General features: G+C 72.3%; 31 protein-coding genes. 13 read left to right on the top strand and 18 right to left on the bottom strand.

Features of this window, described 5'->3' with window-relative positions; genetic code table 11:
* Position 1 precedes the first annotated feature (1 nt).
* Positions 2-490, bottom strand: coding sequence for an SRPBCC family protein (locus tag BM127_RS14795; RefSeq protein ID WP_091199676.1), 489 nt, complete (start codon positions 488-490; stop codon positions 2-4).
* A gap of 6 nt (positions 491-496) precedes the next feature.
* A complete protein-coding gene (locus BM127_RS14800; protein ID WP_091199678.1) occupies positions 497-853 on the bottom strand; it encodes an ArsR/SmtB family transcription factor in 357 nt (118 codons plus the stop codon).
* Between the two features lie 148 nt (positions 854-1,001).
* Here BM127_RS14800 and BM127_RS14805 point away from each other — a divergent pair, with 148 nt between their 5' ends.
* Entirely contained in the window at positions 1,002-1,940 is a 939-nt protein-coding gene (locus BM127_RS14805) for a serine/threonine-protein kinase (protein WP_198554289.1), read from the top strand.
* A 3-nt stretch (positions 1,941-1,943) separates the two neighbouring features.
* On the opposite strand, the gene BM127_RS14810 is transcribed toward BM127_RS14805, so the two are convergent.
* The gene (locus BM127_RS14810; protein WP_091199680.1) at positions 1,944-2,627 is read right to left on the bottom strand and encodes an alpha/beta fold hydrolase; all 684 of its coding nucleotides are present in this window, start codon (positions 2,625-2,627) and stop codon (positions 1,944-1,946) included.
* 94 nt (positions 2,628-2,721) lie between these two features.
* On the opposite strand from BM127_RS14810, the gene BM127_RS14815 reads away from it, so the two are divergent.
* Positions 2,722-3,675, top strand: coding sequence for a helix-turn-helix transcriptional regulator (locus tag BM127_RS14815; RefSeq protein ID WP_091199682.1), 954 nt, complete (start codon positions 2,722-2,724; stop codon positions 3,673-3,675).
* A gap of 51 nt (positions 3,676-3,726) precedes the next feature.
* On the opposite strand, the gene BM127_RS14820 is transcribed toward BM127_RS14815, so the two are convergent.
* A complete protein-coding gene (locus BM127_RS14820; protein ID WP_091199684.1) occupies positions 3,727-4,359 on the bottom strand; it encodes a hypothetical protein in 633 nt (210 codons plus the stop codon).
* Between the two features lie 50 nt (positions 4,360-4,409).
* Between BM127_RS14820 and BM127_RS22315 the strand changes: the two genes are divergently transcribed.
* A complete protein-coding gene (locus BM127_RS22315; protein ID WP_175507415.1) occupies positions 4,410-4,580 on the top strand; it encodes a hypothetical protein in 171 nt (56 codons plus the stop codon).
* A gap of 50 nt (positions 4,581-4,630) precedes the next feature.
* Here BM127_RS22315 and BM127_RS14825 read toward each other — a convergent pair whose 3' ends face one another.
* Both BM127_RS14825 and BM127_RS14830 read right to left on the bottom strand, forming a co-directional pair.
* A complete protein-coding gene (locus tag BM127_RS14825) occupies positions 4,631-5,044 on the bottom strand; it encodes a DUF1801 domain-containing protein (protein ID WP_091199686.1) in 414 nt (137 codons plus the stop codon).
* 60 nt (positions 5,045-5,104) lie between these two features.
* Positions 5,105-5,704 (bottom strand): LysE/ArgO family amino acid transporter, encoded by a 600-nt coding sequence (locus tag BM127_RS14830; protein WP_091199688.1) that lies wholly within the window; start codon positions 5,702-5,704, stop codon positions 5,105-5,107.
* A 243-nt stretch (positions 5,705-5,947) separates the two neighbouring features.
* Between BM127_RS14830 and BM127_RS14835 the strand changes: the two genes are divergently transcribed.
* The 3 genes from BM127_RS14835 to BM127_RS14845 are packed head-to-tail and all read left to right on the top strand — an operon-like array spanning position 5,948 to position 9,993.
* On the top strand, positions 5,948-6,727 hold the full coding sequence (locus BM127_RS14835; protein ID WP_091199689.1) for an ABC transporter ATP-binding protein: 780 nt from the start codon (positions 5,948-5,950) through the stop codon (positions 6,725-6,727).
* A 1-nt stretch (position 6,728) separates the two neighbouring features.
* Positions 6,729-9,281, top strand: coding sequence for an ABC transporter permease (locus tag BM127_RS14840; protein ID WP_231263448.1), 2,553 nt, complete (start codon positions 6,729-6,731; stop codon positions 9,279-9,281).
* 19 nt (positions 9,282-9,300) lie between these two features.
* A complete protein-coding gene (locus BM127_RS14845) occupies positions 9,301-9,993 on the top strand; it encodes a ZIP family metal transporter (RefSeq protein WP_091199692.1) in 693 nt (230 codons plus the stop codon).
* Positions 9,994-10,064: 71 nt separating this feature from the next.
* Here the strand turns inward: BM127_RS14845 and BM127_RS14850 are convergent, their stop codons facing one another.
* Complete coding sequence (locus BM127_RS14850; protein WP_231263447.1) at positions 10,065-11,108, bottom strand: DNA polymerase IV; 1,044 nt, start codon at positions 11,106-11,108, stop codon at positions 10,065-10,067.
* 219 nt (positions 11,109-11,327) lie between these two features.
* Between BM127_RS14850 and BM127_RS14855 the strand changes: the two genes are divergently transcribed.
* Positions 11,328-11,567 carry a hypothetical protein gene (locus tag BM127_RS14855; protein WP_091199695.1) on the top strand — a complete coding sequence of 80 codons (240 nt, stop codon included), beginning with the start codon at positions 11,328-11,330 and terminating at the stop codon, positions 11,565-11,567.
* A 42-nt stretch (positions 11,568-11,609) separates the two neighbouring features.
* Complete coding sequence (locus tag BM127_RS14860; protein ID WP_091199697.1) at positions 11,610-12,461, top strand: hypothetical protein; 852 nt, start codon at positions 11,610-11,612, stop codon at positions 12,459-12,461.
* Between the two features lie 50 nt (positions 12,462-12,511).
* Here the strand turns inward: BM127_RS14860 and BM127_RS14865 are convergent, their stop codons facing one another.
* From BM127_RS14865 to BM127_RS14885, 5 genes are all read right to left on the bottom strand, one after another.
* A complete protein-coding gene (locus BM127_RS14865) occupies positions 12,512-13,717 on the bottom strand; it encodes a cysteine desulfurase-like protein (protein ID WP_091199699.1) in 1,206 nt (401 codons plus the stop codon).
* Between the two features lie 10 nt (positions 13,718-13,727).
* Positions 13,728-14,675 carry a succinylglutamate desuccinylase/aspartoacylase family protein gene (locus BM127_RS14870; RefSeq protein WP_091199701.1) on the bottom strand — a complete coding sequence of 316 codons (948 nt, stop codon included), beginning with the start codon at positions 14,673-14,675 and terminating at the stop codon, positions 13,728-13,730.
* A gap of 129 nt (positions 14,676-14,804) precedes the next feature.
* Positions 14,805-15,272, bottom strand: coding sequence for a hypothetical protein (locus tag BM127_RS14875; protein WP_091199702.1), 468 nt, complete (start codon positions 15,270-15,272; stop codon positions 14,805-14,807).
* A 58-nt stretch (positions 15,273-15,330) separates the two neighbouring features.
* Positions 15,331-16,851: a carbohydrate-binding domain-containing protein gene (locus tag BM127_RS14880; protein WP_091199704.1), complete on the bottom strand. Its 1,521-nt coding sequence runs from the start codon at positions 16,849-16,851 to the stop codon at positions 15,331-15,333.
* 174 nt (positions 16,852-17,025) lie between these two features.
* Positions 17,026-17,532 (bottom strand): ATP-dependent zinc protease family protein, encoded by a 507-nt coding sequence (locus BM127_RS14885; RefSeq protein WP_091199706.1) that lies wholly within the window; start codon positions 17,530-17,532, stop codon positions 17,026-17,028.
* Positions 17,533-17,584: 52 nt separating this feature from the next.
* Here BM127_RS14885 and BM127_RS14890 point away from each other — a divergent pair, with 52 nt between their 5' ends.
* Positions 17,585-18,775 (top strand): RimK family alpha-L-glutamate ligase, encoded by a 1,191-nt coding sequence (locus tag BM127_RS14890; protein ID WP_091199708.1) that lies wholly within the window; start codon positions 17,585-17,587, stop codon positions 18,773-18,775.
* A gap of 45 nt (positions 18,776-18,820) precedes the next feature.
* Here BM127_RS14890 and BM127_RS14895 read toward each other — a convergent pair whose 3' ends face one another.
* Together BM127_RS14895 and BM127_RS14900 are read right to left on the bottom strand one after the other, a co-directional pair.
* Positions 18,821-19,225 (bottom strand): hypothetical protein, encoded by a 405-nt coding sequence (locus BM127_RS14895; RefSeq protein WP_091199710.1) that lies wholly within the window; start codon positions 19,223-19,225, stop codon positions 18,821-18,823.
* Positions 19,222-19,581 (bottom strand): hypothetical protein, encoded by a 360-nt coding sequence (locus BM127_RS14900; protein ID WP_091199712.1) that lies wholly within the window; start codon positions 19,579-19,581, stop codon positions 19,222-19,224. Before BM127_RS14900 ends, BM127_RS14895 begins: the two co-directional genes overlap by 4 nt.
* Before the next feature lie 120 nt (positions 19,582-19,701).
* Between BM127_RS14900 and BM127_RS14905 the strand changes: the two genes are divergently transcribed.
* From BM127_RS14905 to BM127_RS22595, 4 genes are read left to right on the top strand one after another with little or no spacing between them, the layout of a single operon-like run.
* On the top strand, positions 19,702-20,277 hold the full coding sequence (locus BM127_RS14905) for a DUF4956 domain-containing protein (RefSeq protein ID WP_091199713.1): 576 nt from the start codon (positions 19,702-19,704) through the stop codon (positions 20,275-20,277).
* A 5-nt stretch (positions 20,278-20,282) separates the two neighbouring features.
* Positions 20,283-21,056, top strand: coding sequence for a polyphosphate polymerase domain-containing protein (locus BM127_RS14910; RefSeq protein WP_091199715.1), 774 nt, complete (start codon positions 20,283-20,285; stop codon positions 21,054-21,056).
* A complete protein-coding gene (locus BM127_RS14915; protein ID WP_198554287.1) occupies positions 21,053-22,177 on the top strand; it encodes a CotH kinase family protein in 1,125 nt (374 codons plus the stop codon). Before BM127_RS14910 ends, BM127_RS14915 begins: the two co-directional genes overlap by 4 nt.
* On the top strand, positions 22,143-22,430 hold the full coding sequence (locus BM127_RS22595) for a hypothetical protein (RefSeq protein WP_198554286.1): 288 nt from the start codon (positions 22,143-22,145) through the stop codon (positions 22,428-22,430). The genes BM127_RS14915 and BM127_RS22595 overlap by 35 nt, the downstream gene beginning before the upstream one ends.
* Positions 22,431-22,476: 46 nt before the next feature.
* Here BM127_RS22595 and BM127_RS14920 read toward each other — a convergent pair whose 3' ends face one another.
* The 4 genes from BM127_RS14920 to BM127_RS14935 all read right to left on the bottom strand — a co-directional run bounded on the left by BM127_RS14920 (position 22,477) and on the right by BM127_RS14935 (position 26,645).
* Positions 22,477-23,184, bottom strand: coding sequence for an EcsC family protein (locus BM127_RS14920; RefSeq protein WP_091199717.1), 708 nt, complete (start codon positions 23,182-23,184; stop codon positions 22,477-22,479).
* A 131-nt stretch (positions 23,185-23,315) separates the two neighbouring features.
* The gene (locus BM127_RS14925) at positions 23,316-25,520 is read right to left on the bottom strand and encodes a heavy metal translocating P-type ATPase (protein WP_091199719.1); all 2,205 of its coding nucleotides are present in this window, start codon (positions 25,518-25,520) and stop codon (positions 23,316-23,318) included.
* Complete coding sequence (locus tag BM127_RS14930) at positions 25,510-26,445, bottom strand: hypothetical protein (protein WP_091199721.1); 936 nt, start codon at positions 26,443-26,445, stop codon at positions 25,510-25,512. Before BM127_RS14930 ends, BM127_RS14925 begins: the two co-directional genes overlap by 11 nt.
* On the bottom strand, positions 26,442-26,645 hold the full coding sequence (locus tag BM127_RS14935) for a heavy-metal-associated domain-containing protein (RefSeq protein ID WP_091199722.1): 204 nt from the start codon (positions 26,643-26,645) through the stop codon (positions 26,442-26,444). Before BM127_RS14935 ends, BM127_RS14930 begins: the two co-directional genes overlap by 4 nt.
* Positions 26,646-26,655: the final 10 nt, after the last annotated feature.

A 26,655-nucleotide genomic window follows, 5' to 3' on the forward strand; every position in this document is an offset into this window, starting at 1 on the left:
CTCAGGAGGCGAGCAGGTCGTCGATCTGGTTGATGGCGAGCGTGGATCCCTCGACGACGCCCATGTCGAGCACCTTCTGGAGCGCCTCGGCGGACGCGTAGGTCCCGACGAAGGTGGCGCGGGTGCCGCCGTCGGCCTCGGCGAAGGCGTAGTCGTTGCTCGCCACCGGCATCTCGGGGTTGGGCGCGAAGGTCTCGTCGAGGGCGAAGCCGTCCTCGAAGGTGAACCCGCCGGGCTCGTCCACCGTGGTGATCACCCAGTAGGCGTAGTAGTTCTCGCCCTCCGGGCTGGTCATGAAGTAGTTCATCCGGCCTCCGGGCGCCATCTCGTGGTCGACGAACGTGGCCGGGTAGCCCGGAGGTCCCCAGACCCGCTCGAGCTGGCGCGGGTCGGCATAGACCTGCCACACGCGGTCGAGGGGTGCGGCGAAGTCGGCGGTGATGGTCAGGGTGAGGGCGTCGAGGTCGTGCTGGACGTCGGTGACGGGCATGGCGGATCAGTCCTTCTCGGTGGTGGTGTCGGTGGCGAAGAGCTCGTCCATCCGGGAGATGCGGCCGCGCCAGAGAGCCTCGAGGTCGGTAAGCATCACGCCCACGGACCGCACGGCCTCCACGTCGCCGCTGGCCAGCGCCTCGCGCCCCTGCCGACGCTTGGTCAGCAGGCCCGCCCGCTCCAGCACGGCGACGTGCTTCTGGACGGCCGCGAAGCTCATGTCGTAGCTCTTCGCCAGGGTCGAGACCGAGTGCTCGCCGGCCAGCACGCGACGCAGGATGTCGCGCCGGGTCCGGTCGGCGAGGGCGTGGAACCAGGCGTCGGCCCGGTCCTCCGCCTCGCTGCCCTCGGGGTGCGTCATGTGACCAACATACAACCAGTCGGTTGTACGTTGTCAAGGGTCGATTCAGGGCCTTTCGGGTGAGCACCAGCCGCGGTCGCGCGACGTACGATCCTCGTCGGGGCGCGATCTCTCGCGCCTCGACTCCGACAGAAGTGGGGCACCACCCGTGCACAGACTCGTGCAGGGCCTCGAGCTCGGAGGCCGCTACGTGCTGCAGGAGCGGATCGCAGCGGGCGGCATGTCCGACGTGTGGCGGGGTCTGGACGGCGTCCTGCAGCGCGAGGTCGCGGTGAAGGTGATGCGCGCGGATCCCGACAACGAGGAGATCTTCGCGGCTCGGTTCCGCGACGAGGCGCTGCACTCGGCGGCGCTGATGCACACCAACATCACGACCGTCTTCGACTACGGCGAGGACGACCACCTCACCTACCTCGTGATGGAGCTCGTCCCGGGGCTGCCCCTGTCCGCCATCATCCGCGAGCAGGGTCCGATCCCGGTTGACTCCGTGCGCTCGATCATCGGCCAGGCCGCGCTCGCGCTCGGCGTCGCCCACGAGGCGCGGGTCGTCCACCGCGACGTCAAGCCCGCCAACATCCTGGTGCGCCCCGACGGCGTCGTGAAGCTCACCGACTTCGGCATCGCGCGAGCCCTCGACGCGATCGGCCACACCCGCTTCGGCGAGATGCTCGGCACCCCCAACTACATCAGCCCGGAGCAGGCGCTGGGCGACCAGGCCACCGGCGCCAGCGACCTCTACGCCCTCGGCGTGGTGGCCCACGAGATGCTCAACGGCCAGCGCCCCTTCGACCGCGGAACGCCGATCGCGACGGCGATGTCGCACGTCAACGAGCCGCCGCCGCCGTTGGGCGACGACGTCCCGATCGAGATGCGCGCCGTTGTCGAGGCGCTGCTCGAGAAGCAGCCGGGCAACCGCCCGGCCAATGCCCGGACCGTCGCGCAGATGCTCGGCATCGCCGACAACGAGCTCTCCGGCCTGGCCGAGGGACTCGCCACCGCGGTCAGCGGCGAGTTCGTCGACGACACCCGGACGCCCGTCACCGACCTGCCCACGATGGCGGGCCGGCCGGACGAGCTGACCGACTGACGCTCAGCGCTTCGTCGCCTCGTCGATCAGCGCCGCGAGAGCGGCCGGCTGGGTGAACATCGGCCAGTGGCCGGAGTCCAGGTCCACCAGCTCGAGCGCCGTGGCGTCGGCCAGCTCGGGGACGTCGCCGGACTCGATCCACTCGCGTGCCTGATCGGGCGTGAACTCCGGGCAGACCAGGGTGAGCGGCACCCCGTGGCGGCGCTCGTCGATCCAGTGCACGACGCCCTTGGTCACGCCGACCGGCACGGGGACCGTCCGAGCCGCGACCTCGGCCTTGAGCTCGGGCGACATGTCGTCGGAGTCGGGGCCGGCGAAGGGCTCCCATCCCGGGAACGGGACCGCGTCGCCGGTCGGCTCGAAGAAGTCGGCGTACGTCGTCTCGCCGGTGGACGGGAAGCCGCCGACGAGCACGACACCGGTCACCGCGTCGGGCCTGCGGTCCGCCGCCACCCACGCCAGCGTGCTGGCGGCGGAGTGGCCGACCACGAGGGGTGCTCCGTCGGCGGCATCGACCGCGGCGAGCACGGCCCCCACCTGGTCCTCGTACGTCGCGGCGACGGCGTCGTCGCCCTGTCCGGGCAGCGTCACTGCGATGCCGCGGTGGCCGAGCTCCTCCAGCTCGGGGAGCACGTCGTCCCACGCTGATCCGTCGAGCCAGAGTCCGGCGACGAGCACGATGTCCATGAGCTTCTCCTTGCTGGTGGTGGTCGACCCTCGGGTCCCACCCTAGGAAACATTCCGGACGCTCCACGTCCGGAACTGGTGCGAGGATGCGGACATGAGCGAGATCAGCCCCACCGCGCGGGCCCTCCGGGCGCTCGACATCCTGCAGTCCCGGCCGGGTGTCACGGCGAGCGAGCTGGCCCAGCGCCTCGGCGTCACCGAGCGAGCGGCGCGGCGCTACGTCGCGATCCTGCGCGAGGCCGACATCCCGGTCGAGTCGACGCGCGGACCCTACGGCGGCTACCGGCTCGGCCGCGGCCTCCGGCTGCCGCCGCTGGTGTTCACCGCGACCGAGGCACTCGGCCTGGTGATGGCGGCGCTCGACTCCCAGCACGCGGTCGCCGACCCGGACGACCCGGTCGGGGCGGCGCTCGGCAAGATCTTGCGCGTGCTGCCGACCAACGTGGCGCGGCAGGCGGCGACGATGCGCGAGACGGCGCGCGCGGTGCCGGAGCGGTGGCCGGCCAAGCCCGACCCGACCATCACCAGCGACCTCGTCGCGGCCGTCGACGCGCAGCGGCGCGTGCGCTTCGGCTATCGCACCGCAGCCGGCAACGCGCGGACCTTCGAGGTCGATCCGTGGTCGGTGGTGGTGCGCTACGGGCGGTGGTACCTGCTCTGCTTCTCCCACCACGCCGACGCGCTGCGCACCTTCCGCATCGACCGGATCACCGAGGTCGCGCTGCTGGACGAGACGTTCGACGTGCCTGCCGACCTCGACCCGGCGCGGGAGCTCGAGGCCAACCTGGGCAGGGGCTGGGAGCACGAGACCCACGTCGTGTTCGACGCGCCCCACGCGGAGGTGCGCCACTGGGTCCGGCCCACCCTCGGCGACCTGCGGGAGCTGCCCGACGGCCGGTGCGAGCTGGTGGGCAGCACCAGCAACGCGCAGGCGTACGCGGGTGAGTGGCTGGCCGGCATCCCGTTCGGCTTCACGGTGGTCGGGGGCGAGGAGCTGCGGGCCGCCGTGGCCGAGGTGGGCGCGCGGTTCACGGACGCGGTCCGGTGAGTCGAGTGCGCTCGCGGTAGCAGTCGCCGCAGGGCCGCGCACTCGACCGTGTCAGCGGCTGACCGCGACCTCCTTGCCGAGGCTCCAGCCGTCGGAGATCGGCAGGTAGTCGCCGCTCCAGAACTTGCCGGGGTCGTACCAGGTGGCGCGGCGGTCGTCGCGCAGGATGCCCATCTCGATGTAGCAGCTCGCCACGATCTCGGCGCAGAACGCTGCCTCGGGCGTGACCCGCTGGCCCCGCTTGCTGCGGGGGACGTAGGCGTCGCGGCCGCGCAGCCAGCGGGCGCTGAGCTTGGTGAGGCTCGGGAAGGAGACGCCGTCGAGGCGGGCCACCGTGCGCAGCATCCCGTCCTCCTCGTCCCGGCCGATCTCGGGCTCGAGCTGCCGCACCCAGGCGTCCTGGTCGTACTCCGTCTGCCACCGCGAGACGGCCTCGCGCAGGTCGTGCAGCTGGACGCCGCGGTGGTGGCCGCCGGTCCACATGTCGACCTGCTTCTTGCCGAGCTCGGCGTGGAAGATCAGCGGCGGCAGGTCGTCGACGACCACCGCGATGCCGACGTGGTTGACCGGCGAGTTGGTGACCGCGCGGATCGCGCGGTCGGGTGCCCGTCGACCGCGGAAGAGCCAGATGTCGCCGCTCCGGGTGAGGTCCATCGCCTGATCGAGGGTCACCGACGTCGCCATGCGCGGAAGTCTGCCCCACCTCCCCCCGGCGGGGGACTAAAGTCGGCGTCATGCGCGTGTGGAAGCTGCTCGGCCTCGCCGGGATCCTGGCCGGGGTCGCCACCGGCGCGGCCGTCGCCCGCGACGAGCGCGTACGCCGCCACTACGACGCCGGCGAGATCCGCGAGCGCCTGCACGCCCGGCACGACGAGGCCGTCGCGCGGGAGTCCGAGGAGACCTGATCGCCCCCGCTGGTCGAGGGAGGACGCCCTGTCACGAACCCGGTTGCGGGTCAGGCCGGCCGGTGGTTCTCCCGCCACGCCCGCCGGATCATCTCGGTCAGCACCGCCCGGTCGACGTCCTCGAGACGCTTGACGTAGAGGCAGCCCTTGCCCGTGGTGTGCGGGCCGAGCCGCTCCAGCAGGTCGTCGTTGGACCCGTCGTAGGTCAGCCCGTAGAAGGTCAGCGCCGCCTTGCGGGGAGCAAGCCCCAGGGCGAACCACGCCCGCTCCTTGCCGTCCGCGGTCGTGTAGGGCTGGGTGCCGAACCCGATCATCGACGGCCCCCAGACCACCGGCTCAGCTCCCGTGACCTCGCGCATCAGGTCGAGCACCTCGCGGGCGTCGTCGCGCCGCCGGTCGGTGGGCGCGGCCGCGACGACCTCGTCGGCGGAAGTGGCGTTCGGCTGGGTCGTACGGTCGCTCATCGGTCCATTGTCGACGCCCGAGCCCCGGCGGGGTAGCCAGAATCCACTGGACCACCCCGCTCAGCCGAGGGCCAGGCGTACGGCGATGGCGAGCATCACCAGGCCGATGAGCACGTCGAGGACCTGCCAGGCGCGCGGGTCGGCGAGGCGCGGTGCGGCCAGCCGGGCGCCGTACCCGAGACCGGCGAACCAGCCGACGCTCGCCACGCAGGCTCCGAGCGCGAACCACCACCGTCCCGGGTCGCCGTGGGTGCCGGCGATGGAGCCGAGCAGGAGCACGGTGTCGAGGTAGACGTGCGGGTTGAGCCAGGTCAGGGCGACCGCCCGGGCGACGACACCGCCGCGGGACTCGACCACGCCCTCCCCGACGGCCAGGACCTGCGGGCGACGGGCACGCAGCAGCGAGCCGGTGCCGTAGACGGTGAGGAAGGCGACGCCGAGCCAGCGGATGACCTCGATCGCCCAGGGCGCCTGCTCGACGACGACGCCGATGCCGGCGACGCCGGCCAGGATGAGCACGACGTCGGACAGTGCGCAGATCGCGACCACCAGTCCGACGTGGCTGCGGCGCAGGCCCTGCCGGAGCACGAAGGCGTTCTGGGCGCCGATCGCGATGATGAGGGTGAGCCCGGTGAGCAGCCCGGCCGCGATGTCTCCCACGGGAGCAATCTAGGGGCGAGTTGCGCCGCCGGTTGAGCCGGGCGAGTTGTCTGCCGCCGGTTGAGCCGGGCGAGGAACGAGCCCGAGTCGAAACCAGGGCCACCAAGGCCAGCTTGGTTTCGACACGCTCGCTTCGTTCGCTGCTCAACCGCCGGACCCCGGGACGCCCCTGACAGATGTCAGGGTCGGCTGAGGGCGATATCCCATGGCCGCCCGTTCCGGACCCCTGCGACACTCAGTCCCATGACTGAGCAGCCGACTGGGGAGGCGGCGCCCGGCGTCGCAGCGAGTGCACGGGACCTGATCAAGGTCTATGGCAAGGGCGAGGCCGAGGTGCGAGCGCTCGACGGGGTCACCGTCGACCTGATGAAGGGCGAGTTCACCGCGATCATGGGGCCCTCCGGCTCCGGCAAGTCGACCCTGATGCACTGCCTCGCGGCCCTCGACACACCGACGTCCGGCGAGGCCGTCGTCGACGGCACGTCGCTGGGCAGGCTCAAGGACAAGGACCTCACCACGCTGCGACGCGAGCGGGTCGGCTTCGTCTTCCAGTCCTTCAACCTCGTGCCCACCCTCAGCGCGGAGGAGAACATCCTGCTGCCGCTGAGCCTCGCCGGTCGCAAGCCCGACCGGGAGTGGTTCGACCAGGTCGTCGACGCCGTCGGCCTGCGCCCTCGCCTCGGCCACCGCCCGAGCGAGATGTCCGGCGGCCAGCAGCAGCGCGTCGCCTGCGCCCGGGCGCTGGTCAGCCAGCCGTCGATCGTCTTCGCCGACGAGCCCACCGGCAACCTCGACTCGACCAGCAGCGCCGAGGTGCTCGGCTTCCTGCGCCGCAGCGTCGACGAGTTCGGCCAGACCGTGGTGATGGTGACGCACGACCCGGTCGCGGCGTCCTACACCGACCGCGTCCTCTTCCTCGCCGACGGCGTCATCGTCGACGAGCTGCGTACGCCCGACCGCGACCACATCCTCGCCAAGATGGCGGCCCTGCAGGACGCTGCCATCAAGAAGGCGGCGAGCTGACGTGCTCCTCCTGACCTGGCGCAACCTGCTCGCCCGCAAGGTGCGCCTGATGATGAGCGCGCTCGCGATCGTGCTGGGCATCGGCTTCCTGGCCGGTGTGATGACCTTCAGCACCGGCCTCAACGCGACCTTCGAGAACATCGTCAACGGCTCCACCTCCGACGCCGTCGTACGCCCTGCCGGGGACGTGTCCGCGGCCAACGCCGGGGTCGCCACGACCCAGCTCGTGACGCCCGCCGACATCGAGAAGCTGTCCGCGCTGCCGGAGGTGGCCGACGCCACCGGGTCGGTGGACGGCATCGGGTCCTTCCTGCTCGGCAGCGACGACAAGCTCGTCGGCGGCCAGGGCGCCCCGACGCTGGCCTTCAACTACGCGCCCGGCGAGAACATGCAGGGCGAGGAGATCCTCCAGCTCAGCGCCGGCGGCTGGCCCGAGCAGCCCGGCGAGATCACCCTCGACACCTCGTCCGCGGAGCGCGGAGGCTACGACCTCGGCGACACCGTGGCCATGATCGTGCCGACCGGCGAGCCGCGCCGGGAGTTCACCCTCGTCGGCACGGCCGACTTCAACGGCGGCGGTACGGCCGGCGCGACGCTGGCCCTGCTCGACACCGCGGAGGCGCAGGAGATCTTCCTCGGCGGCGCGGACGCCTTCACCAGCGTCGCCCTGACCGGTGCCGACGGCGTCTCCCAGACCGAGCTCGCGAAGGCTGCGGACGAGGTCGTCCCGGACGGCTTCGCCGCCGTCACCGGCGACAAGGTCGTCGAGGAGACCCAGGAGCAGATCGGCCAGTTCCTCGACGTCATCTCGATCTTCCTCACCACCTTCGCGGTCATCGCGATCGTGGTGGGCGCCTTCATCATCTTCAACACCTTCTCGATCCTGGTGTCGCAGCGGGTGCGCGAGTCCGCACTGCTGCGAGCGCTCGGCGCGAGCAAGAAGCAGGTCACCCGGTCGGTGCTGATCGAGGCCTTCCTGATGGCCATCGTCGGTGCCACGCTGGGTCTGCTGCTCGGGCTGGGGCTCTCGCGCGCGTTGGCCAGCCTCTTCCGCAGCTTCGGGCTGGACATCGCCGGAGACGTGCTGACGCTGACGCCCTTCACGATCATCTCCGGCTACGTCGTGGCGATCGTCGTGACGATGGTGGCGGCCTTCGTCCCGGCCCGCCGGGCCGCCAAGGTGCCGCCGGTCGCCGCGATGCGCGACGACCTCGTGGTCCAGGAGAAGGCGATGGGTCGCCGGCTCGTGCTCGGCACCATCGCCATGCTGGTCGGCACCGCGCTCGTGGCCGCCGGGTTGGTCGGCGCCCCGGGCACCGACGCCATCTGGATCGGTGCGGGCGCCGTCATCTGGGTGATCACCACCGCGGTCCTCGCGCCCGTCCTCGGGCACCCGGTGCTCGTGGCGTGCCGGTCGGTCTTCGGACGCCTCTTCGGCACACCCGGCCTGCTGGCCGGCGAGAACGCGCTGCGCAACCCCCGTCGTACGGGCGCCACCGCATCCGCGCTGATGATCGGCCTCGCCGTCGTGTCGGCCGTCGGCGTGCTGGCCTCGTCGCTGAGCGCGACGAACGACGCCACGGTGGACGACGCGTTCAGGAGCGACTTCCTCGTGCAGATGCCGACGTTCCAGGGCTTCCCAGCTCAGTACGGCGACCAGATGGAGTCCGTCGACGGAGTCGACCTGGTCTCGCGCCAGCAGGGCACCCCGGTGAGCGTGACGGTCGGTGGCACGCCCGACCAGACCTTCGCGGCGGGCGTCGACCCGGCGTACTTCGAGATCTACGACCTCACGATGCTCGAGGGCACCGACGAGATCTCGGGCAACCAGGCGGTGCTCAGCGAGGGCCGTGCCGACGACCTCGAGGCGGGTCCGGGCGACAGCATCGCCGTCGAGTTCCCCGGCGGCAAGACGATCGCGCTGGAGGTGGTCGGCGTCTTCGAGGACACCCCCACCACCGCGGGCATCACCATGCCCCTCTCGGTGCTCGCCGACGCGGGTCTCAAGCGGAGCGACTCGAGCCTCAGCATCACCGTGCAGGACGGCGCCGACCGGGGCGCGGTCAAGCAGGACCTCGAGGACATCGTCGAGGGCCTCCCGATCCTGTCGGTCCAGGACAAGGAGGAGTTCAAGGAGCTGATCAGCAGCCAGGTCAACCAGCTGCTCTACGTCATCTACGGACTGCTCGCCCTGGCCGTCGTCATCGCGGTCATCGGCATCGTCAACACCCTCGGCCTCAGCGTCCTCGAGCGGACCCGTGAGATCGGGCTGCTGCGCGCGGTCGGGCTGTCGCGGCGCAAGCTGCGGTTGATGATCACGCTCGAGTCGGTGGCGATCGCGCTGCTCGGGGCCGTGCTCGGGATGGTGGTCGGGCTCGTCATCGGGGTCGTGCTGCGCCAGTCCCTGAAGGACGACCTCACCGTGCTGTCGCTGCCGGTGAGCAGCCTGCTCGTCTTCCTCGTCGTCGCGGTGATCTTCGGAGTCCTCGCCGCGATCGTGCCGGCGATCCGTGCCTCGCGGATGAAGGTGCTCGCGGCCATCGCGACCGAGTGATCGCTGACATGATCATCGGGTGATCGAGTCCCTCGGTTGGGGTGCGCTGGCCGCCAGCTCGCTGGTGCTCGGCGCGCTGCTGGCGCTCGTGCGGTCCTGGTCGGCCACGGTGGTCGGGCTGGTGCTCGGCTTCGGCGCCGGGGCGCTGATCGCGAGCGTCTCCTTCGAGCTGGCCGAGGAGGGGCTGCGCATCGGCGGTGCCTGGCCCGTCGCGATCGGGCTCGCCGTCGGTGGCGTGACCTTCTACCTCGCCAACCGCTGGGTGGAGGCGCGCTCCTCCGGAGGAGGCGCGACCCTGGCCCTCGGCGCCTTCCTCGACGGGATCCCGGAGCAGGCCGTCCTCGGCATCGCCCTGGCGCAGGGGGAGGGCGTCAGCGCGGCGCTGCTCGTCGCGATCTTCGCCTCCAACCTGCCCGAGGCGATCGGCTCCGCCTCCGACATGCGGTCGTCGGGGCGCAGCAGGGGGCAGGTGCTCGGGCTGTGGGCCGCGGTCGCCGCGGCCTGTGCGCTCGCGACCACGGGCGGCTACCTCGCTGCCGACGCGGTGTCGAGCGGCACGAGCGCGGCCATCGACGGATTCGCCGCGGGCGCGCTGCTGACCATGCTGATCGACTCGATGATCCCCGAGGCCAAGGACAAGGCGAAGGACCTCGCCGGGCTGGCGACCGTGGCCGGGTTCGCGCTGGCGGCGGGGCTGTCCCTGCTGGGCTGACCTCTCTCCCTCCGGACGTCATACGGACGGAGCCAGCGGGTGCCCCTTCTGTATGACGTCCCGTGCCGGCGTCAGTAGCCGCCGTCCGGCGGCACCATCTCCCCGCGGACGCCCAGCAGGCGGACCGGACGCTGGTCGTCGAGCGCGAGGAACAGGGCGTACGCCGTCTGCGTGACCACGTCGACGTCCCACGTCGGCTCGGGCAGCTTGCGGACCTTGGTGAACGTGAAGAACGGCGCGAACCGCACCTTGAGGTGCACCCGCTGCACGGCGCGGTCCTCCTTGCGGCAGTCGTCGACGACCCGCTGGGCGAGCTCGCTCAGCGCGGCGCGCACCTCGTCGGCGGTGGTGAGGTCGGACTGGTAGGTCGTCTCGCGGCCGTGGGCGCGCGCCACCCACGGGGTGTCGTCGGGCCGTGTACGCCCGCCGCCGCGGCCGAGCCGAACGAGGTGGCCGCCGCTGGACGGGCCGAAGGAGGTGACCAGCGCGTCCTCGTCGGCCGCGGCGAGGTCGGCGACCGTACGGATCCCGATGGCCTGCAGCCGGGCGCCGATCTTGGCGCCGACACCCCACAGGGCCGTCGTCGGGCGCTCGCCCATGACCTCCATCCAGTTGTCTCGGGTCAGCTGGAAGGTGCCCTGGGGCTTGCCGAAGTCGGTCGCGATCTTGGCCCGCACGAGGGTGTCGCCGATGCCGACCGAGCAGTGCAGGCCGGTCGCGTCGAGCACCGCCGCGCGGATCGCGGTGGCCGTCACGACGGGGTCGTCGGTCTCGATCCCGACGAACGCCTCGTCCCAGCCGAGCACCTCCACCACCGCGCCGGGTGTGGCACGCAGGGTCGCCATCACCCGCGCCGAGGCGGCCTCGTAGACCGGGAAGTCGACCGGCAGGAAGACCGCATCCGGACACCGCCGCCACGCGAGCTTGAGCGCGAGGCCCGAGTGCACGCCGCGCTCGCGGGCCTCGTACGACGCGGTCGAGACCACGGCCCGCTCGGTCGGGTCGCCGCGGCCGCCGACCACGACCGGCCGGCCGACCAGCTCGGGATGGCGCAGCAGCTCGACGGCGACGAGGAACTGGTCCATGTCGACGTGGAGCACCCAGTGCTGACTCACCCACCCATTGTGGCCACGGGGTCCGACAGCGGCCTGCGTCCGCGGGGGGTGGCGGCACATCGCGGGTCCGGCGCCTCGGTGGTTGCGATCTGCCGCCACCCTCCCCGACGCGGGCCGGAAGGTGGCGGCACATGGCAGCCGGAGGCGCCTCGCGCACGCGATGTGCCGCCACCCCTGCGGGCGGATCCGCGCCGGCGCGCGCGGCGTACGGTCAGGAGCATGACCAGCGACGACCAGACCGCGCCCGACGCGTACGCCGAGCACCCCGAGGAGTCCGCCTTCCCCGGCGCGGGCGAGCGGGTCAGCGACGAGGACCGGCAGCGCGCCCTCGACGCCGAGCCCGCGGGCAACGCGACCGTCGGCGACACGGTCGACACCGACGACGTCGACTCCAGCGCCCACGAGTCCGGTCCCGGCTCGGAGGAGGTGGCCGAGCAGGCCGAGGGAGACCCCAGCTAAATCCGGGTGCCGCAAATGCGGCCGCCCTGCCAGATTGCGGCCATGACCCCCGAGCAGCTCGACATCGAGCAGGCGCTGCCCCGGATGCAGGACCTCGCCTCGCGACTCTGGTCGCGCACCGCGCGCCACCACCCCGGGCAGCTGGCCTGGTCCGCGGCGTACGGCGAACCGGAGGCGCTCGACCTGGGACCGGTGTTCGTGCTCGACGACGCCTGGGCCTGGCTCGAGTCGCCGGACTGGCTGGAGGTCTGCGGCGTGGAGCCGGACGCCGTACGCGCCGCGGTGGCCGCTGCGCTCGAGACGGTCGACGGCGACGTCACCGCCAGCACCCTCGAGTCGGAGGACGTCGTCCTGGCCGCGCTGGCGGAGACCGGCTTCGTCGAGGTGGAGGCCCCGTGGTTCACCCACCACCACCTCGACCTGGCGGACCTCCCGCCGGTGAGGCTGCCCGAGGGCTACGCGGTCCGCGCCGTCCGTCCGGGCGAGCACGAGGAGCGGGCCGCCGTGCACCGCGCCGCCTGGTCGGCGACGTCGAAGGTGACGACCGGGGCCTATCACCGACTGATGGCGACCCCGCCCTACCGGCCCGAGCTCGACCACGTGGTGACCAGCGAGTCGGGCGAGTGGGTGGCGTCGTGCTGCGTGTGGTGGGACGAGGCGACCGGCGTGGCGCTGGTCGAACCGGTGGGCGGCGTCGCCGAGCACGGCGGCCGCGGTCTGGCGGCGGCCGCCTCGGTCTCCGCCCTCACCGCCGCCCGCGGCCTCGGCGCGACCGAGGGACTGGTCTGTCCCCGCGGGGACGACGACTACCCAGGACCCGCACGCCTCTACCGGAGGATCGGCTTCGTCCCGGGCGCCCGGACGCGGACCTACCGGCGTACGACCGGGCGCTGAGATCGTGGAGCTCCTGAGCCGTGTGCCGGCTCGCGAGCTCCACGATCTCGTCAGCCGACGAAGTCCGTGAGCCCCTCGAGCAGCCGGTCCACCTCGGCGTCGTCGGTGTAGGCCGCAAGCCCGATCCGCAGCCCCGAGTCGACCGGGAGACCGAGCGCGCGGAAGGTCTCGTACGCGTAGAACGTGCCGGCCGGGACGAGGACGTGGCGCTTCGCGAGGGCGTCGTACGCCTCCACCGCCAGCCGGTCGCGCAACGTGAGGAAGAGCGTCGACGTGCGGTCGGCGGCGCGCGAGTGGAGGGCGAGTCGTCCTTGGCCGCCGAGGTCGGCGAGTCCTTCCTCGATGCGGCCGCGCAGGCGCAGCTCGTGCTCGCCGATGAGCGCGTACGCCGCCACCAGCCGCTCGCGCCGGGACCCGCCCGACGGGGCGACGGACGCGATCAGGTCGATCGCCGCGGTCACGCCGGCGAGCATCTCGTACGGGAGCGTGCCGAGCTCGAAGCGCTCGGGCACGACGTCGGTCGACGGCAGCAGCTTGTCGGGGCGCAGCGTCTCGAGCAGGGCGGGGTCCGCGACGAGCGCGGCGCAGTGGGGCCCGAAGAACTTGTAGGGCGAGCAGACCATGAGGTCGGCGCCCATCGCCGCGAGGTCCGGTGCCGCGTGGGCGGCGTGGTGCACCCCGTCGACGTACACCAGCGCACCGACCTCGTGGGCGCTCGCAGCGACGGTGGCGACGGGCGGTCGGGTGCCGAGCAGGTTGGAGGCAGCGGTGAGGGCGACGAGCCGGGTGCGCCCGGTGATCGCGTCGAGCGAGGACAGGTCGAGCTCGCCGGTCGCCGGGTCGAGCCGGAGCCACCGGACCGTCACGCCGGCGCGCTCCGCGGCCTGGACCCACGGCCGGACGTTGGAGTCGTGGTCGAGCTGGCACAGCACGATCTCGTCACCGGCCGACCAGCGGCGGGCGAGCGTGCGGGAGAAGTCGTACGTCAGCTGGGTCGCGCTGCGGCCGTGGACGACGCCTCCGGGGACACCGCCGACGAGATCGGCCACCGCCGAGCGGAACTCGCCGACGACGTGCTCGGCGTTGCGCTGGCTGACGAGGTTGGCACCGCGCTGCGACAGCGGGCCGGTGAGGGTCCGGGCGATCGCGTCACCGACGACGGCCGGGGTCTGCGTACCGCCGGGGTTGTCGAAGTGGGCGATGCCCGAGGCGAGCGAGGGGAAGTGCGCACGGAACGCCGCGACGTCGAAGGACATGGCGGGCACGTTAGTCCGCGATGTGCACGACCGCGTCGCCGGAGTTCACGAGTGGCGCCTCGGTGCGGCCGATCACGATGCCGTCCCGGCTGGCATAGACGGCGCGCAGGGTCTTGCCGAAGGAGTCGAAGAGGGTGCCGAGCCGCTCGCCCTCGCTCACCTTCTGGCCGAGCGTGACGTCGAGGTGCAGGATCCCGGTGCGGCGCGCGCGGACCCACCCGCTCGAGCGGCACTCCAGGCTTGGCTCGACAGGTGGCTCGACGACCGCCTCGGTCATGCCGAGCGACGCCAGCACACGTCGTACGCCGATCACGCCGGCGTCGACCGCGTAGGCGTCGAAGCGGAGGTTCTCGCCGCCCTCGTAGAGCAGCACCTTGGCGCCCTGCTCGCGGGCCGCGTGGCGCAGCGAGCCGTCGCGGATCTTGGCGTGCAGCATGACCGGGGCGCCGAAGGCCTGGGCGAGCTCGCGGGTGCCGGCGTCGTCGAGGTCGGCGCGGATCTGGGGGAGGTTGCTGCGCCGGTCGGATCCGGTGTGGAGGTCGATGCCGACCTCGCAGCCGGCGACGATCTCCTTCATGAAGAGGTAGGCGATCCGGCCGGCGAGCGAGCCGCGCGAGGAGCCCGGGAAGGAGCGGTTGAGGTCCCGCCGGTCGGGGAGGTAGCGGTCGCCGGTCATGAAGCCGAGCACGTTGACGATCGGCACCGCGACGAGCGTGCCGCGGAAGTTCTTGGGGTCCAGCCCGGCCATGACCTGGCGGACGATCTCGACGCCCGCGACCTCGTCGCCGTGGATCGCCGCGTCGATCCAGACGCAGGGGCCGTCCTCGCGGCCGTGCACCACGCGCACCGGCAGCGAGACCTCGGCCCCGGTCACCAGGCGGGTGATCGGCAGCTCGAGCGCGCGGACCGTGCCCGCGCGGATGCGTACGCCCCCGATGGCGAAGGACTCACGCGCCACGGGGAACCTCGACCGGGGCGGGAGCGGCGGCGGTCGTCACGGGCTCAGGGTAATGGTGGGCGGCCCGCCCAAGACCCACCCCGTTCACCTCCGGGGGAAGAGGTGACCGGGGTGGGTCGGTCGAGGGACTCAGCTCTGCTGGGTCGTGGTGTCCGATCCGGAGTCGGTGGTCGATCCCGAGTCGGTGCCGCTGTCGGTGTCGGGCAGGCCGTCGCCGTCGAAGTCGGGCGCCTCACCGGTGGTGCCGCCCGTGCCGCCGCCGGGCGGGACGCCCATCTGGCCGCCCAGGTCGCCGTCGCGGTCGCCCATCGGACCACCCGGGCCGCGGTCGCCCCATCCGGTGTCGGTCTGGGTCATCGTGGTGTCGGTGGCGGCACTGTCGTCGCCGACGGCGTACCCGGCTCCGAACCCGGCGCCGCCGATGGCGAGCCCGGCGACGACCACGCCGGCGGTCAGCACCTTGCGGCTGCGGCCCAGGCGGCGCCAGTCGCGCTTCGACGTGGGCTCCTCGGCGGGAGCGGCGTACGTCGTATCGGCTGCGGCGTCGTGCGCCGGGGTGGTGCCGGGGGCGGAGGGGAGGTCGGAGCTGGTGGACATGTCGGTTCCTTCGTGGGAGTGCGGGGTGGAGGGGGAGTGGTCGGGTGGGGCACCTGCGTCAGCCGCCCACCGGGCCGCCGCGACCGCCGGCCGGCGCCTCGCCGGCGACGACGCTGGTGGCCGTGCCGTCGACGGTGACGGTGTAGGTCGCGCCCTGCTCGAGGCCGGCCGAGGAGAAGACGACCGAGGCGAGGTCCTTGGCGATCGTGTACGTCGCGACCTCGGCACCGGAGTCGTCGGTGATCACGACCTCCGAGCCGGCGGCAGCGGTCGCGCTGAGGGCGGTGGCGATCCAGCCCTGTGCGGAGTCCGTGGCCGGGGCGACCATCATCCCCGCGCTGCCGGTGGCGAGCAGGGTGCCGCCGGTGACCTCGAAGGTGCCGTTGACGTCGAGGGCGCCGTTGCCGTCGGTGGTCGGTCCGTAGACCACGATGTCGCCGCCGGTGATCGTGGCGAGGCCGTTGGAGTCGAGGCCGTCGCCGCTCGACCACACCTCGAGCGAGCCGCCGTTGATGAAGAGGTGGAGCGAGCTGTCGGCCTCCATGCCGCCGCCGCCCATGCCGCCCTGGCCGTCGGTGGCCGCGCTGTCGTCGGACGAGGCGACGTTGACGCCGTCGTCGGCGGAGTGCAGCTCGATGTCGCCGTCGTCGATGATGATCAGCGAGCCCTCCATGGCCTCGTTGGACCCGGCGACCTCGATGGTGCCGCCGGCCACGAGCACCTGGACGCCCTTGATGCCGTCGTCCTCGGTGGTGACGGTGAGGGAGCCGCCCCGGATGAGCACGAAGCCGGAGCCCGCGTCCTCGGTGTTGTCGGACTTGAAGGCGTCGCCGACCGAGTCGACGGTGACGGTGCCGTCGGTGAGGACGAGGTAGTCCTTGCCGATGATGCCGTCGTCGACCGAGGTCACGTCGATGGTGCCGCCGGTGATGACCAGGCCGTCCTTGCCGACGATGCCGTTGTTGCTCCTGCCGGTCACCGTCAGGGAGCCGGTGCCGCCGATCGTGAGGTCGGCCGTGGAGTAGAGCGCGCCGGTCGGCGCCTCCTCGGAGGTGTCGTCGTACGTCGCTGCGTCCGTGAGCGCGTTGGTGCTGCCGTCGGCCAGCACGACGACGACCGAATGGGCGTCCACGACGTTGATCGCGGAGGTGGTCGACGAGGTGATGGTGGCGTCGTCGAGCACGAGGCGTACGATGCCGTCGCCTGTGCTGTCGACCACGACCTGGCCGTCGAGCTCGCCGGACAGGACGTACGTCCCGGCTGCGGTGATCGTGACCGTCCCGTCCTCGACGGTGACGGCGTCACTGTCGGACGTGGCCGAGGTGCCGGACAGCGTGATCGCGGTGGCGTCGGCCTCGTCGTAGTCCGTGTCGCCCGTCTCGATCGCGACGTCGTCGGCCAGCGCGTCGTCGACGGTGGTGCCGTCGCTGGCGACGACGGTGGTGCTCGAGCTCGACGAGCTGGACGACGTGGTGGTCGTGGTGTCGCTGGCCACGGAGGCGCCGCAGCCCGCGAGGAGCACGGCGGCCAGGGAGCCGGCGACGGCCTGGCGGAGCCGGGCGGTGGTGGGAAGTCGCAAGGGAGCGGCCTTTCATCGGTGTCACGGTCTGGGGCGCCGCAGTGAGCGGCTCGTGACGTCGATGGTGTGCGGCGCGCCTGTCGGGGAGATGGGCTGACCTTGTGGGGTTCCTGTGAACCGTGCAGCTCGCGCCGAGGGTCGGCCGAGAGCTCAGGGCTCAGGTTGCACCGAGCGTTACTTGCCCCAGTTCTTGCGCCGCACGGCCCGCCGCGGCCGGCCGCCGGCGTACGACCTCGCTGCGTCGACGAGGAACCCGCGCTCGAGGGCCTCCCGGCCGATCAGCATCCGGAAGCCCATCTCGTCGCGGTTGCTGAGCGTCATCACCGTGGTGATCGTGCGCCCGGCCAGCGTCACGTCGAGCGCGACGGCGTACCTCTGCTCCACCTGGCCGTTGCTGCTGCGCACCTCGCGGCGGTCGAGCACCGGCAGGCTCAGCTCGACGCGGTCCTCGTCCGACCGTTGCCACGGGTGGATCGAGAAGCGCACCCACTCCTGGCCGTCCCGCTCGTCGACCTCGAGGTCGAAGGCGTGGATCGAGGACGACCGGGCGCCGGTGTCGATCTTGGCCTTCACCCAGTCGACGCCGGCCTGCGGCAGGGCCACCCACTCGCGCCAGCCGACGACGGTGTGCGGGGTGTCGATGTGCGCAGCGTCGGGGGCGGGCGCGGCGGGGGTGGGCATCGCGCCATCTTGTCAGGTGGCCCGGCCGGGCGGCGTGCTTGTATGTCCCACCATGAAGCTTGCCATCCTCTCCCGCGCGCCGCGCTCCTACAGCACGCAGCGCCTCCGGACCGCAGCCGTCGACCGCGGTCACGACGTCAAGGTGCTCAACACGCTGCGCTTCGGCATCGACCTCACCGGCGAGGAGCCCGACCTGCTGTTCCGCGGCAAGCAGCTGTCGACGTACGACGCCGTGCTGCCGCGCATCGGCAACTCGATCACCTACTTCGGCACCGCCGTCGTGCGCCAGTTCGAGCAGATGGACGTCTACACGCCCAACACCTCCTACGGCATCGCCAACAGCCGCGACAAGCTGCGCGCGACGCAGATCCTCTCGCGCCACAAGATCCCGATGCCGGCGACGACCTTCGTGCAGGACCGCGCCGACGTGATCCCGGCGATCGAGAGCGTCGGCGGTGCGCCGGTCGTGATCAAGCTGCTCGAGGGGACGCAGGGCATCGGCGTCATCCTGGCGCCGACGCTGAAGGTGGCCGAGGCGATCATCGAGACGCTGCAGAGCACCCGCCAGAACGTGCTGATCCAGCGGTTCGTCAAGGAGAGCAAGGGCCGCGACATCCGCGCGCTGGTCGTCGGGGACCGCGTGGTGGCGGCGATGCGGCGTGTCGCGCAGGGCGACGAGTTCCGCTCCAACGTGCACCGCGGCGGCAGCGTCGAGCCGGTCGAGCTCGACGAGGAGTTCGAGCGCATCGCGGTGCGCTCGGCGCAGATCATGGGCCTGCGGGTGGCCGGTGTCGACATGCTCGAGGGCAAGAACGGCCCGCAGGTGATGGAGGTCAACTCCTCACCCGGCCTGGAGGGCATCGAGGCCGCGACCAAGCTCGACGTCGCCGGCGCGATCATCGACTACATCGACAACCAGGTCGCGTTCCCCGACATCGACGTACGCCAGCGGCTGACCGTCTCGACCGGCTACGGCGTCGCCGAGATCGTGGTCCACGGTGGCTCCGACATGGTCGGCAAGAAGCTCGGCGAGTCCGGTCTCGACGAGCGCGACATCACGGTGCTGACCCTGCACCGCGGCACCCAGGTGATCCCCAACCCGCGCAACAAGACGGTGCTCGAGGGGGAGGACCGGCTCCTCTGCTTCGGCAAGCTCGAGGAGATGCGGTCGATGATCCCCGACCGCAAGGAGCGCCGGGTCAAGCGGCTGATGAAGAAGCACCTGCCGCCGACGACGCCCTGACGGGTCGAGTGCGCAGCCCCGTGGCCACCGCTACCGCGAGCGCACTCAACCCCGCGGCCGCGTCCTGATCAGCCACGCGATCCCCGCGAACGGCAGCACCAGTGGCAACCAGCCGTAGCCCGCGCCGTACGCCGACCAGACGGTCGCGTCCGGGAACAGCTCCGGGTCGAGGACGGTGAGCGTGCCGATGGTGAGCACCCCGACCAGCTCGAAGCCGACGGCCACCCAGGCCAGCCGGCGGGGCTGGGGCCCGATCTCGGCGAGCCCGAGGGTCGCGGCGATGTAGACGACGCCGGCGAGAGCGGAGAGGGCGTACGCCAAGGGCGCCTCGTCCGCCTTCGTGACCAGCTGCACGAGCGAGCGGGCGGTGGCGGCGAGGGCGAAGACGCCGTAGATCGCGACGAGCACGCGACCCGGGCCGCTCCGTGTCGAGCTGAGGGAGGAGCTCACTGCTGCCACACCTGGAGGGCGCGGAGGACGACGAACGCCTCGGTCAGGCCCACCACGGCCAGCACAGCGGTCGCGCCGCGGCTCCGCTCGGCGAGGGACCACGCGAAGCCGATCGGCAGCAGGACGAGGCCGGCGAGCAGGTAGCCGAAGAGGGTGACGGTGCCCGCGCCGCTGAGGTCCGCGTCGCCGACCTGGACCCCGGCGACCACGAGGAGGACCAGGGCGCCCAGCTCGAGGACGCCGGCGAAGCCGAGCAGCCCCCAGTCGGGCGTACGGGCGAGGGCGACGTAGCCGAGCACCACGGCCGCGAAGGCCAGCGAGCCGTAGATGAGCACGAGGGGCAGGGGTCCGTCCACGGCGCCGATCCTCTCAGGTCGCCCCTCGCGGTGATGCACAGCGCAGCCACAGGTCGGCGGCAGGTGAACGACAGGTGAACGCGACAACCTCGGGGCACACCGATCCCCGAAGGGCCTCCCATGAACCCCACCTACCTCCTGGCTGCCGTCGACGTCGTCGCGGTCCTCGTCCTCGCCATGGCCGTCTACTACCCCCGCCACCGCCGCGCCGACCTCGTCACCGCCTTCATCGCGGTCAACGTTGGCGTCCTCGCCGTCACGATCGTGCTGTCCAGCAGCGCCGCGACCGTCGGGCTGGGGCTGGGCCTCTTCGGCGTCCTGTCGATCATCCGGCTGCGATCCGACGAGCTCGGCCAGCACGAGATCGCCTACTACTTCGCGGCTCTCGCGATCGGCCTGATCGGTGGCCTCGGCACGGCCGACGTCACGCTGTCCGTCACGCTCATGGCCGTCCTCGTCGGCGTGCTCGCCGTCGCCGACAGCCGCCTGCTGCACGGCACCGGGCTGCGGCAGGTCGTCGTGCTGGACTCGGCGATCACCGACGAGACGACGCTGGTGGAGCGCCTGGAGATGCTGCTCGACGCGCGGGTCACCCGCGTGACACCGGTCCGGGTCGACCTCGTCAACGACACCACCACCGTCGAGGTGCACTACGCCGCCGCCAGCCGCCCCGCCGTCCCTGCGCTGACGCGATGACAACCATGAGCGCCGTCGACCGCCTGCCCGCCGTCTCCCTCGCCGAGCTCAACGAGGAGGCCGCGCTGCTGACCCGCATCGACCGGAAGTACGTCATCGCGACCGCCGAGCTGGACGCCGTGCTGACCGCGATCCCCGGCCTGCGGGTGCTCGAGATCGACGGCCGGCGCGCCTCGCGCTACGAGTCGACCTACCTCGACACCGTCGACCTCGACAGCTGGACCGCCTCGGCCCACCAGCGCCGGCGCCGGTGGAAGGTGCGGACGCGGACGTACGCCGACACCGGCGAGCGCTGGCTGGAGGTAAAGACCCGCGGGAGTCGCGGCAGGACGGTCAAGGAACGACTGCCGCACGACGGCCTCCGCGAGATGTCCGATGCGTCCGGGGCGTGGGTGCGTGACCGGCTCGGCGCCGCGCACGTGCACGACGTCGACCCCCGCGGCCTGGTGGCGACGCTGCACACCAGCTACCTGCGTACGACCCTCCTGCTCGACGACGGCGCCGGGCGGGCCACCATCGACCGCGACCTCCGCTGGGTCTCCGGCCACGGCACCGCCGAGGTCGGCGACGTGCTGGTCGTCGAGACCAAGTCCGCGACCGCTCGCCCCGGCCCGCTCGACCGGCGGCTGTGGGAGCTGGGCCACCGGCCCACGCGGATCTCGAAGTACGGCACGGGGCTGGCGCTGCTGACCCCCGAGCTCCAGCGCAACCGCTGGCACCGCGTGACGTCGCGCCACCTGGCCGACCAGCTCACCCTGCACGCCGGGGTGCTCGCATGACCGCCCAGCCGTGCGCGGCGCGGCTCGCCGTGCTCGCGACGCTGGCCGCGCTCACCCTGGGCGGCTGCTCGACCACCTCGGGCGGGACCACGGCCGTCGCCACCACCGGCGTCAGCGCGGCCGCCGAGGATGTCGCGGACGGGACCGGTGTCTGGGACGCGACCGTGGTGCACGAGATCTCGATCGAGGTCGACGACGCTGCCGTCGCCGCGATGATCGACACCTACCAGGAGACGAGCGAGAAGGAGTGGATCGAGGCCACCGTCACGATCGACGGGCAGACCTGGGAGCGCGTCGGGCTCCGGCTCAAGGGCAACTCCTCCCTGCGTGGGGTCGACGACGGTGCCGATCCGACCGACCTGCCCTGGCTGGTCCGGCTCGACAAGTTCGTCGACGGCCAGGAGCTCGACGGCTGGACCTCCTTCATCGTCAGGTCCAACGGCTCGGAGACCGCGCTCAACGAGGCGGTCGCGCTCGACCTCCTCGCCGAGGCCGGGCTCGCCAGCGAGCACGCGATCGCGACGTCGTTCAGCGTCAACGGCGCCGATGCCCGGCTGCGGCTCGTCGTGCAGGACCTCGACGAGGCCTGGGAGGCCGAGAACTTCAGCACCACCGGGCTGTTCTACAAGGCCGAGGCGGGCGGCGACTGGTCCTGGCGCGGTGACGACCCCGACGCGTACACCGACGTCTTCGACCAGGAGACCGGCGACGACGACCTGACGCCGCTGGTCGACTTCCTCGACTTCCTCAACAACAGCAGCGACGAGGACTTCGCCGCCGAGCTGCCCGATCGCCTCGACGTCCAGTCGTTCGCGCGCTACCTCGCCTTCGAGGAGCTCGTCGACAACTTCGACGACATCGACGGTCCCGGCAACAACTCCTACCTGCGCTACGACGCGGAGTCCGGCGGGTTCACCGTCGTCGCCTGGGACCACAACCTCGCCTTCGGGGGGGTCGCCGGGTGGCGGCCGCGAGGGCATGGGTGGCGGCTTCCCGGGAGCAGACGACCGCGAGCGGCCGTCGGGGATGCCGTCCGACCTGCCGTCGGACCTGCCGTCCGAGATGCCCTCGGGGATGCCGACGGACATGCCTTCCGGGATGCCGGACGGCGAGCGCCCTGAGGGCGGGCCGGGCGGGATGGGCGGCGGGATGGGTGGGTCCAACGTCCTCGTCGAGCGGTTCACTGCGGTCGAGGAGTGGGCGGACCTGGTCGAGCAGGCCAAGGCCGACCTCACCGCAGATCTCTTCGACAGCGGCTACGCCGAGGAGGTCCTCGACCAGTGGGAGAGCATGCTCACCGACCGGGCCGGCGACCTTGTGGACGCCGCGACCGTCCGGGAGGAGGCCGACGCGATCCGCGCGAAGCTGGGTTGAGTGCGGAGCCCCGCGGCGACCACTGCCGCGAGCGCACTCGACCTGATCAGCTGACGGCCGGGAACTCCTTCATCGCGTGGTCGGCGATCTTCTTCATCATGTAGCCGTCGATCCCGCCACCGACCAGGCCGCCGGCCAGCGGGATGCCGCGGCCGAACCCGGTGAGGACCTTCTCGCTCACGCCGCGCATCAGGCGGAACCCGACAGCCTTGTTGACGACCATCAGGGCGCCCGGCGGCAGTCCCCGCAGGGCGTACGCCGTGACGCGGCCGCTCGCGCTCGCCATGCCGGTCTTCTTCAGGACCTCGTCGGCGTCCGAGCCGACGAGGGTGAGCAGGACCGCGGTGCGCACGCGCGGCTCGGTGATGTCGTAGCCCCGCAGTGTCGCGATCGACCCGACCATCCGCACCGCGAGGAGGTAGAACTCGGCCACGTTCACCGGCAGCGAGACCGGCATCAGCATGAAGCCGCCGACGCCGGTGACGAACCCGCCGACGCTGCCCTTGAGCGTGGCCGACCGAGCCACTGCGGCGACCGCCTTCTCCGCGTCGCCGCCCGACTTGGTGAGCGCCTCGTCGGCGACCTCGCGCACGGAGCTGAGCGGCCCGCGTCCCTCGAGGCCGGTGTCCACCAGCATCTCGACCAGCCGCTCGATGGCGTTGGGGTCGGGCCGCGGGTCGTCTGCGGCGTCGAGCGCGGCCTTGGTCTTCTTCGCCTCGGCGCTGCCCGGCTTGAGGATGTCGGTGAGTCCCATGGGCACAGCCTAGGAACTCCGCGGTGAGGGCGGCACACCCCGCGGTGGCCCGCCCCTGTGAGCGGTGGCACACCCGCAGTCCCGCGACCGGAAGTGTGGCTGGACCACCGCTCGGTCCGGGTCCGGGGTCCTCAGGAGATCGACGACCGGAAGCCCCGGAGCCGCAGGCTGTTGGTCACCACGAACACGCTCGAGAACGCCATCGCGGCGCCCGCGAGCATCGGGTTGAGCAACCCGGCTGCCGCGAGCGGGAGCGCGGCGACGTTGTAGGCGAACGCCCAGAACAGGTTGCCCTTGATCGTCCCCAGGGTGCGGCGCGAGAGCCGGATCGCGTCGACGGCGACGAGGAGGTCGCCGCGCACGAGGGTCAGGTCGCTGGCCTCGATCGCCACGTCGGTGCCGGTGCCCATCGCCAGGCCGAGGTCTGCCTGGGCGAGCGCGGCGGCGTCGTTGACCCCGTCGCCGACCATCGCCACCACCTTGCCGGCGGCCTGGAGGCGCTGGACCTCGGCGACCTTGTCGGCCGGGAGCACGTCGGCCACGACGGCCTCGATCCCGACCTGGGCAGCGACGTGGCGGGCCGCGGCCTCGTTGTCGCCGGTCAGCAGGATCGGGGTGAGCCCCAGCTCGCGCAGCTCGGCGATGGCGCGCGCAGACGTCGGCTTGATGGTGTCGCCGACGACGATGACCCCGCGCGCCCGGCCGTCCCACCCGACCGCGACGGGGGTGTAGCCCTCGCCCTGCGCGCGCTCGACGGCGTCGACGAGCGTCGGCGGGAGGTGCTGCGACCACTCCTCGAGCAGGCGAGGTCGACCCACGAGCACCGCGTGGCCCTCGACGATGCCCTGGACCCCGAGGCCCTCCCGGTTGGCGAAGTCCTCGACCGGCGCGAGCTCGTCCACGGAGGCCGCGATGGCCCGGCCGATCGGGTGCTCGGACGCCGACTCGAGCGCGGCGGCGAGGCGTCGTACGTCGTCGACCGACTCGCCGTCCGCGGCCACGACGGCGTGGACGGTCATCTCGCCGGTGGTCACGGTGCCGGTCTTGTCGAGCACGATCGTGTCGACGCGGCGGGTGGACTCGAGGACCTCCGGGCCCTTGATCAGGATGCCGAGCTGGGCGCCGCGGCCGGTGCCGACCATGAGGGCGGTCGGCGTGGCCAGGCCCAGCGCGCAGGGGCACGCGATGATGAGGACGGCCACGGCGGCGGTGAAGGCAGCGGTCGGCCCGCCACCCGCGCCCAGCCAGAAGCCGAGGGTCGCGACGGCGAGCCCGATCACGATCGGCACGAAGACGCCCGAGATCCGGTCGGCGAGGCGCTGCACCTCGGCCTTGCCGTTCTGCGCGTCCTCGACGAGCCGCGCCATCTGGGCCAGCTGGGTGTCGGCGCCGACGCGGGTGGCACGTACGAGAAGCCGGCCACCGGCGTTGACCGTGGCGCCGACGACGGCATCGCCGGGGCGGACCTCCACCGGCACCGACTCGCCGGTGAGCATGGAGGCGTCGACGGCGGATGTGCCCTCGACGACGTCGCCGTCGGTCGCGATCTTCTCCCCGGGGCGTACGACGAAGGTGTCGCCGACGACCAGCTGGTCGGTCGGGATCCTCACCTCGCGGCCGTCGCGGATGACCGCCACCTCGCGCGCACCGAGCTCGAGCAGGGCCCGCAGCGCAGCGCCGGCCTGCCGCTTCGAGCGGTGCTCGAGCCACCGTCCGGCGAGCAGGAACGTGGTCACGCCGGCGGCGGCCTCGAGGTAGATGTTGCCCGCGCCGTCGGTGCGGTCGATCGAGATCCGGAAGGGGTGGGTCATGCCGGGCTCGCCGGCGGTGCCGAGGAACAGCGCCCACAGCGACCAGCCGAAGGCGGCCAGCACCCCGACCGAGACGAGGGTGTCCATCGTGGTCGCGCCGTGGCGCAGGTTGGTCCACGCGGCCCGGTGGAAGGGCAGCGCGCCCCACACCACGACCGGCGCGGCCAGGACGAGCGAAGCCCACTGCCAGTAGGTGAACTGCAGCGCGGGCACCATCGCCATCGCGACCACGGGGATGCTCAGCGCGGTGCTGACCAGCAGCCGCTGGAGCAGCGGGTCCCGCTCCGGCTCCGCGGGTGTCTCGGCGGACGTCGGTGTCGGGAGCGCGGCGGCGTAGCCCGCGGCCTCGACGGTCTTCAGCAGCTCGTCGGTCGAGACGGTGCCGGGATAGGTGACCTTGGCCTTCTCGGTCGCGTAGTTGACCGTCGCGGTGACCCCGTCGAGCTTGTTGAGCTTGCGCTCGATGCGGTTGGCGCACGACGCGCAGGTCATGCCGGTGATGGCGAGCTCCACGTCAGTGGTCATGACCGTCTCCCTCCTCGCCGGCTGCAGCCGGCGCGCCGCCCGACTCGACGGTGAACGCGGCCGTCCGCACGACGCCGCGGTGCTGGAAGTCCAGGAACAACCCGTACGTCCCGGGCGTGGGGAAGGCGGTCGCGAAGTCGATCCCGGGTCCGGGCCGGCCCTCCTCCGGGTGGACGTGGAGGTAGCCGAGGTCGCCGGAGCGGATCGCGACCAGGTGGCCGAAGGCGCCGAGGTAGGGCTCGAGGTCGGTGACGGGCTCGCCGTCGAGCTCGACCCGGGTGGTGAGCACGGTGCTCGCGCCCGGGGCGGTGTCGCCCTCGAGCACCACGGTGTAGGTGCCCTCGTCGGTCTCGATCGTCGCGGTGCGGCTGTCGGCCGGGAGCTCCTCGGGGCTGAACCCGCCGCCCACAGCGACGTCGTCCGCCAGCGTGATCCCGTCCCAGCCCTCGGGCGTGAAGTCGGCGATGACGCGCCACACACCCGGCGTCAGGCGTACGTCCACCGACCAGGTGCCGGTCGCGGCGTCGAGGGTGGGGTGGACGTGCTGGAAGCCGGTCAGGTCGCGGCGTACGACGATGAGGTGCAGGTCCTTCTCGTGCTCGCGCGTGTAGTCGAGCAGCGGCCGGCCGCTCGAGGTCAGCACCTGGAAGTCGAGCCGGGTGCGGCCCGCGTCGAGGGTGCGGTCGGCGAGCGCGAGGGTGTAGCCGTCGGCGCGCGAGGTCAGTCCACCGACGTCGGCGATCGCCTCTGTCGAGTGGTCGTCGCCGTGCGCCGCCTCGTCGGTGTGGTCGGCTGCGCCCTCGTGGGCCACGGGAGCGGTGTCGACCGGTCCGACGAGCCGGCCCCCGCCCCACGCCACCGCGAAGGCGGCGGCCAGGGCGGCGACGAAGGCGACGACGCGCAACGGCGTGCTGAGGTCTCTCATGCCATTGCGTAGCCGGCTTCCTCGACGGCGGCCCGGACGGCAGCGGGGTCGAGGGGGGCGGCGCTGGTGACGGTGACGGCTCCGGTCTCGACGACCACGTCGACGTGGTCCACGCCGGCGAGCTCGGAGATCTCCTCGGTGACCGAAGCGGCGCAGTGGCCGCAGGTCATGCCGGTGACGGTGTATGTCTCGGTGTTCATGTCGCGTCCT

The sequence above is a fragment of the Nocardioides alpinus genome (genome assembly GCF_900112035.1).
In the GTDB taxonomy this organism is placed as follows: domain Bacteria; phylum Actinomycetota; class Actinomycetes; order Propionibacteriales; family Nocardioidaceae; genus Nocardioides; species Nocardioides alpinus.